This is a genomic window from Pelomonas candidula (genome assembly GCF_043555985.1).
Taxonomy (GTDB): Bacteria; Pseudomonadota; Gammaproteobacteria; order Burkholderiales; family Burkholderiaceae_C; genus Pelomonas; species Pelomonas candidula.
Genome location: NZ_JBIGIC010000048.1, coordinates 1 through 575 on the forward strand (window position 1 = coordinate 1; position 575 = coordinate 575).

At 58.8% G+C, this 575-nt stretch carries 1 protein-coding gene; it reads left to right on the forward strand.

Going from position 1 to position 575, the window contains the following annotated elements; all coding sequences use genetic code 11:
* The first annotated feature begins 81 nt into the window (after positions 1 to 81).
* Positions 82 to 459, forward strand: a complete 378-nt coding sequence (locus ACG04R_RS28420; RefSeq protein WP_394418192.1) for an ankyrin repeat domain-containing protein — start codon at positions 82 to 84, stop codon at positions 457 to 459.
* Positions 460 to 575 lie beyond the last annotated feature (116 nt).

Here is a 575-nt window from a genome sequence, read left to right on the forward strand (position 1 = left end):
TCGGCCAGGAGCAGAAGTTCGTGAACGACAGCTTTCAAGTCGCACGTACAGTCGTGGACACTTTGAAGGTCGTTTGCGCCCATGACAAACTCACCAGAGCGATCGGAGATTTTTTCGGCTGTCTTGTCGTCGGACGCTGCCCGACTGCTCGCGGCGATTGCTGCTGGCGCCAATCTGAATTCGCGGGATCATCGCGGAGTTACGCCGCTCTACTTCGCAATCACTCGTGGAGACATTGAGATCGTCGAGGCCTTGTTAGACGCCGGGGCGGATATCGAAATGCCGCCCGATTCCGATGACCCGTCGCTGACCCCGCTCCGGTTCGCTGAAGATTTCTGGGGCTTGACCGAAATCGGCCAGCTCTTGCGAGCGAGAGGCGCAACGGACGGGGGGCAGCCGCCTATTCCACCTACCCGGAAAACGTGGCTTCAAAGAGTGTTTCGGCCGCGCTCCAATTGAGCGCCTCTTGCAGTGATTTTGAAGCCGAAGCCGCTGCTGTGCTCTTTCGGATACGCGTGGTCCAAGGACGGCTCTCGGGCGTCGAACCTCATCGTTTGAAGTTCCGTAACGGGTCG